This window comes from Pseudoalteromonas sp. CO348, from assembly GCF_004208845.1.
In the GTDB taxonomy this organism is placed as follows: domain Bacteria; phylum Pseudomonadota; class Gammaproteobacteria; order Enterobacterales; family Alteromonadaceae; genus Pseudoalteromonas; species Pseudoalteromonas maricaloris.
Genome location: NZ_SGPI01000043.1, coordinates 1 through 7,178, shown reverse-complemented (window position 1 = coordinate 7,178; position 7,178 = coordinate 1). Strand labels below are relative to the sequence as shown.

The 7,178-nt window shown below is 38.7% G+C and carries 3 protein-coding genes; all 3 read right to left on the bottom strand.

Translation table 11 applies throughout. The features are described 5' to 3' along the window. On the bottom strand, window positions 1-1,653 hold a 1,653-nt coding region (locus tag EXT48_RS23420), incomplete at its 3' end, for a condensation domain-containing protein (RefSeq protein ID WP_130166017.1). Further along, entirely contained in the window at window positions 1,650-3,632 is a 1,983-nt protein-coding gene (locus EXT48_RS23415; RefSeq protein WP_130166016.1) for a non-ribosomal peptide synthetase, read from the bottom strand. The genes EXT48_RS23415 and EXT48_RS23420, both read right to left, overlap by 4 nt. Before the next feature lie 3 nt (window positions 3,633-3,635). Next, complete coding sequence (locus EXT48_RS23410; protein ID WP_276320171.1) at window positions 3,636-7,175, bottom strand: non-ribosomal peptide synthetase; 3,540 nt, start codon at window positions 7,173-7,175, stop codon at window positions 3,636-3,638. Window positions 7,176-7,178 lie beyond the last annotated feature (3 nt).

Sequence of the window (7,178 nt, the reverse complement as noted above, 5' to 3'; positions counted from 1 at the left end):
ACTTAGTGTACGACCTTCAAATACCACCGCCGTCTGCTCTGGCGCATTCGCTACCTGCCCCTCAAATAAATCATGAATACAAGCCTTCTCTGGGTAAGGCTGCGCTGTGTTGTTAAGGTCATTGAGTAATTCATTCACTTCTTGGTCATTTAATAGCTGAGGTATTGTAAGTGGTAATTCAGAACCGCTATCTATCTCACTCACAATATAGCGCAAAGCACTTACATATCCGTAAAGTAATCGCTCACCATCATAATCCGTAGCTGCATCAAAACTTAACTCAAATGAATGGCCCATGTCTGTTACCGACAGACTAAAGGGAGTAGTAGAAACGGTATTACATGTAATTAAATCGAAAGGAAGAGCATCTAAATCTAATTCTTGTGAGTATCGATAGTTAAATATACAGTTAAAAGCAACATCAAAGTTATTGCTTCCTTTTTCTAGAGCTGTATTCAAGGGGACATGTTCATATTGTGTTAGATTTAAAAGTTGAACATAGAGCTCCTTTAGTTGATTACGAACAGTATTATTCGAAAAGCCTATTCTACACGGTAAAGAGTTTAAGAACATTCCAACAGTCGTACGATAATCAGGATGCATGACTCTCCCAGTCAGCACTGTAGGAAACAATACATCTTTCGAATCACAAAACTTTGATAAAATCATACCCCACGCAAGATGAAATATACTTGCAGAACTGACACCTGACTGTATCGAACATTCTCGAATTTTAGTCTGAAGCTGCGCATCAATCGGCTGACGATACTTAGTTGTATTTACCAAAAAGTCAGTCTCATTAAAAAGCAGGGTCGGTGAATCAAAGCCCTTTAAAAGTTCCTCGAAATATGTTGCCTTTACATGTGGTTGCTTATTCTGTTCTAGTGCATATTCAAATTGCTGTTTTACATTAGGTAAATTAATGAAGTCTCCATTATAGATACTTACCAGTTCATGCATCATAATTTCAAGGCTTATATGATCACTCGTAATATGGTGACGCTCAATAAAAAGTGTTTTTTCGTTACTGCCTTCAAGGTGTAGAACATGAATGCGCGTCAAAGGATCTAACTCGAGGTCCATAGGGCTTTTCGAACACTCAAGCTCTTCGAGTTTTTCATGTAGCTCTTGTTCTGAGAAGCAGTTAAAAGAGTTGATTGGTATCTCAACGCGCTTTTTCACCAACTGATAAGACTGAGGCACATTTCTCCATATTATTGAGGTCCTGCACGATGCATGCCGCTGAACAACTTCAGTAAAACAGCGTAGGACCTTATCCAGTACATTTTGTCCATCTACTTTCAATATAAAATGAACAATATATGGGTCTAACCCATCATTTAGAATATGATCTAAAAGCATACTTTCTTGAAGGGGTAATAACGGATAAAAGCCCTCAATATCAGATTCACTGAGCCCGAGACGTGAAAGCGTGGCAACACGGTGTTCCACACCTAGCTGATACTCTTCATCTAGTTGTTTTAATTTATAGTCTTGCAAGTACTTTATTATGTAGGGCTTATTGAGCTTAATCTCTTCGGTGATTTCTTTCGTTAACACTGAGCGATCTGCATTAATTTTAAGCTTTCCGGAGGCTCCCAACTCCATACTGATACCAAGAGTATTACAATGAGCGATAAACTCTTCGATCATATTTCAAGCTCCACTTGGTCTAACTGATCTGCCTTAGACTCTGAATTTCCCTCTGTAACAGCTGTACTATCAATATTTTCTGTGACCCAATCTATCTGGCTTTGCAGTGTAAGTAAGGTAAACAAGTCCCTAGTATCCATTACCAAACCGAATTCATTCTCAATCTTTTGCATCAATTGCATTGCCAATAACGAGTGCCCACCTAATTCAAAGAAGCTATGTTCTAATTCAATGGATTCCTTTCGCAGTACTTCTTTCCATATGAAAGTTAGTCTGTCAGCAATGCTATTATTAACCGACAAGTCCATGCTAGCTGGCATTGTGTTTGAGTTTAAGAGCATGCCTTTATCTACCTTTCCGCCGCTAGTTAAAGGTAAGGTGTCTAGATAAGTTAACGAGGTAGGGTGCATATATTCTGGCAGCTTCGAACTCAAATATTGATATATAGCTTCAATAGAAGGCGATTCCGACTCTCCAACTAAATAGCCTTCTATTCTCATATCATTTTCACTTTTATTGCCAAGCACCACAGCTTCTTTGATACCAGTAAAGTCTTTCAGTACGCCTTCAATCTCACCAAGGCTAATTCTGTACCCTCGATACTTAATCTGGCTATCTGTCCTACCAAGAAATTTAATTCTATTATCGTCTAATACCTTAACCAAATCTCCAGTTTTGTAAGCTCTAACTTTTTTAGACTCAATGTCCAGCTCAACAAACGCTTCGCTCGTTGCTTTATCGTTATTAAAATAACCAATAGCAACTCCATCACCAGCAATGTACAGTTCCCCCTCAGAGTCAGAGCTCTGTAGTTTTTCATCCATAATATAAAGCTGAGCGCCATCAACTGCTTTTCCGATTGACACTTCATTATCATTAGTTTGGACTTCTAAGGTTGCGTTTACTGTTGCTTCTGTTGGGCCATAAGCATTTATCACCTTTCTATTCGCAAGTATTCCATAATTGAATAGCTCTGCCCAAAGCGCCTTGCTGATGTCGTCACCACTGACGATTAAATTAACGTAAGTTTGTGTCGCTATAAGATGTGGTAGAAGATACTCCATGACAATTGGGGGAGCATTTAAAACAGGAACATCGAATTTTCTTACCAAAGAAACTAATGATTTAGGATCCTTCACATCAGTGTCACTGGGAATTACCAGTGATCGTCCCTGTGCAAGAGAAACCACCCCTTTTATCGAGGCATCAAAGGCAAAAGAAGCGTTCCACAACCAATTTGAACAGTCAGTTAGATTAAGAAGACGGTATTGCTGTTGCATTACATTTTCATAGTAATGCAGGTTTTTATGACTACAGGCAACTCCTTTCGGCTTACCTGTTGAACCTGATGTATATATTATATAAGCAATTGACTCTTCATCTATATCAGAAATATTTGGCAGTACTGATTTGTCAAACTCCTCTAACGCCATAATATCGTCAAACAAAATAGGCGTCGCGATGCTCTTACTACTTGCGTCTACATCAACATCGGTTATCAACAACTCTGCTGATGAGTTTTTTAAGTAATAGCTTACTCTCTCATTTGGATTTGCAGGGTCAATCGGTACATACGGTACATTTGCCCGTAAAGCTGCATAAATAGCAATCATAGTATCAACCCCTCGACCCATCATAATCGCTACCGGCTTGTGATTAGAGTGAGCAAGGATGTAACATGCTAAATGCTCAACTTGCTTAAGCATTTCGCTGAATGATAACACTTTGTCCCCAAAAATTAAGGCTGTTCTACTTGGATGTTTTACTACATTCTTTGCAAATTGCTCAATTAAACTAACTTTACCAAGATTTTTACTTTGCTGCTCAATAATATGATTAATTAAGTTCTTCTTTTCGTTACGAATACTCTGTTTCAAATCCTCTGGAAACTCATCGCCCATCTGCTTATACTTTAGCTCACCTTCATCAACATAAAGCAAAATACCAGACTCAACGGCCCTTTTAATTAGATCAAACATAAATCAAATAACTCCACAATTATAATTATCTTCTAGCAACTTACTTTCATAAGCTTCAGAAACTAAGACATTCTCTAAATATAAAACAAGATGACCAACACTATTATTATCAATAAGATAAGCGGGTTCTAGATCCAACGAGAACTCTTTATTAAATGCAGCCGCTATCTTGGCAACATCATAAAAACTCTCATACTCTAGGAGATTTTCGTTTGCATCAATATGCTCAACCCCCAAGAGCTTACAAAGTATGGACTTTACTTTTTTATAAGCATACCCCTGCTCATTAACAACAACAGGCTCTCTCCCTCTGACCAATAATTGACTTGCATTAATTAGCTCTGTAACCCATTCAACATTATTTGTTATTTTTTCCTCACAAAGAGATGAGACTATAGTTTTTGATATGTACTTAAATATAGAAAAAACAGCTTCTACATTGATTTTACTATCAACCTTTAGAGTAATATGAAACTTATTGATATTATCTGTAACTGCTAGAATTATGGGAGATGATGCTCCCATCTTATCTTCATCACCAATATAATCAATAACGTGATTTTTGACTGCTGTTTCAGTAGCAAAGCCGTATCTATAATTCAGCACTCCGTTTATTAAGCTTTCACTTCCCTTTAATTGAGTTAGTGCTTTAGCCTGCCCTATCGGAAAGTGCTCATGTGATAAATATCCAACCAGTTTCTCAGCGACAGATGTATACAGTTCAATCAATGTACAGCCATTGGTATTGACTCTAAAAGGTAAAGTATTCATTAACATCCCAACAGCATTTTCACTGCCAGGAGGCGCATTTTGCCGACCTGAAAATACAGTCCCAAACGCTACGTCTTTATTCTTAGAAAGCACAGACATTAACATTGCAAAGGCAGTATGAAAGAACGTTGCAGGTGAATAGTTATGCTGTTTTGAAATTGTACGAATGCTTTCTTCCAGTTTTGCGTCAAGAGCGATTTCTTTTGTCGTAACTTCGCCTGAAAAATTGGCTTGTGAAATACCGACTATATTTGATGCATTAGTGAACCCTGCTAGCTGCTTTGCAAAAAAGTTTTTGTCTTCATCATTACTATTAGCATTAATTATATGTGCCACAACGCCTTTATAAGGAACAGGCTTTGCAAGTCGTTCAGCGTTACCAGATATAACGCTCACCAATTCTTCTAGCACTATATTAGCACCTTCATGGTCAAGCATAAGGTGATGTGTAACTAATCTTACATGATGATGCTTGAGTTGGTTATTTGTACCAATAATTAATAGCATTGGTGGCAGGGTATCAATATTATAATCATGAGTAATATAATCCATTTGGCTCTCTGGATCGCCGACATTACTTAATTCATGATAATCAACCCTAATCTGATATTTTCTCAAAACAACTGAAACAGGAACCGGCAACACCGGTATAAACACACTTCGTAAAGCATCATGACGAACTATTACACTGTTAAAGCTTGAGATCAGTGTGTCTATCTCATCCTTGTTAACTCTCATGGAAATTGATTGCCAACTAGGATCCTTTGCCGGGTTTGCTAAGTGCTGGAAAAGAAAGCCATGCTGAAGCGTAAGTAACGGCAAAATATCTTGTATATTGCTTGCACCGCCGTGTACCGTTGCTGAAATCTTCGAAATGGTTTCTTCATCTAATTTAGCTAAGTCGAACATATCAGCTGATAACCGTTCTGTTCCAATTGGCACTAGACTTTTAGAGTTGTAAACAATGTAAGTATTTTGATTTGCAATTACAAGTTCCGCCATCTCTTTCAACGATGCTGAGCGATAAATATTAGCAACAGACAAAAGGTAGCCCATATCTGATAGCTTCGAGATTGCAGTAGGCACTAATAGAGAGTGTCCCCCAAGCTCGAATAGATTTGATTCCATACTTATTTCGGAATTTGGAAGCTGAAGTAATTCTGCAAATACATTTAATATAGCTACTTCAATGTCGTTAACCGGTTTTACAATTTCCACCTGAATCGAATTCACATCAAATTTAGGTAAGGCGCTTCGATTGATTTTACCATTAGGAGTCAGAGGCCATTCTTCAACGTAAATGTATAATTCTGGTACCATATGTAAAGGTAGATGCTTAGCTAATTCAGTTCTAAGCTTGTGCTTCATCGCCTTAGTGGTATCCAGTGAATGGTTGCTTTTAGTTTTTATGTAAGCAAGAAGCTGAGCTGATCCTGCTGCTTCTGTTGTTGTCACTAATGCGGAATCAACTTCTGTCAATTGACCCAATTGATATTCAATTTCACCAAGCTCTATCCTCATTCCTCTAATTTTTACTTGATGATCCGTTCGACCTTGGTATTCAACTTCTCCATCAGCTCTTAAACTTGCCAAGTCTCCCGTTCTATATAAACGCTTAGAGCTGTTTTTTCTATCCTTGTCAAAATATGGATTTTCGATAAATTTTTCTCGGGTTAACACTTCATTATTGTGATATCCCCGCGCCAATCCAACACCTCCAATATAGAGCTCACCCACAACACCAAATGGTACGATATTCTGGCTTGGATCTAAAATGATAAGCTGGGTGTTATAAATAGGCTTTCCTATTGGCACACTTTGATGAGATCCATTAGCACAATCCCAATAGCTAACATCAATTGCCGCTTCTGTCGGGCCGTATAAATTATGTAACTCCGCATTAGGCAGTACCTCTTTGAACATTTGCACATGAGTTGTTTGCAATGCCTCTCCACTACAGAACACCTGATTAATGCTTGTGCAATTATTGAAGGTAGCGCAACTTAAGATAACTCCAAGCATAGACGGAACAAAGTGTAACTTTGTTACTCCTGAGTCTATGACAAGTTGGGTTAAATACTCTGGATCCTTATGGCCATCAGGCCTTGCAATAATTAGTTGGGCGCCAAAGCCTAATGTCCATAGAAATTCCCATACTGATACATCAAAACTAAAAGGTGTTTTTTGAAGAATTTTATCATTTGCACTCAGACCATACTTTTCATCCATCCAAATAATTCGGTTAACCAAAGAATGATGTTCAACCATCACGCCTTTTGGTTGTCCCGTTGACCCCGATGTATAAATTACATATGCCAAATGACTTGAGGTAAGCCCTATCTCCTCCCTATCTAGGTTCTCTTTACTATAATCAACACATGCATATCCCGTCGTATCCGCCATCCCATCTAAGCAAAGAACTGCACCTGCAAACTCTCCCAGTACATCCCGCTCTTTCGTACCGCTCAACACGATATCAACCGCTGTATCTGCTAATAAGTAACTCAGTCGCTCTGCCGGATAATTCGGATCTAAAGGAACATACGCCCCCCCTGCCTTCAAGATACCCATTATCCCTATCACCATCTCCAGTGACCGCTCTATACACAACCCAACCAATGTATCCGGCCCTACGCCATGCTCCAAACGTAGGTAATGCGCTACTTGGTTCGCTTTCTCATTCAACGCTCTATAACTTAGTGTACGACCTTCAAATACCACCGCCGTCTGCTCTGGCGCATTCGCTACCTGCCCCTCAAATAAATCATGAATACA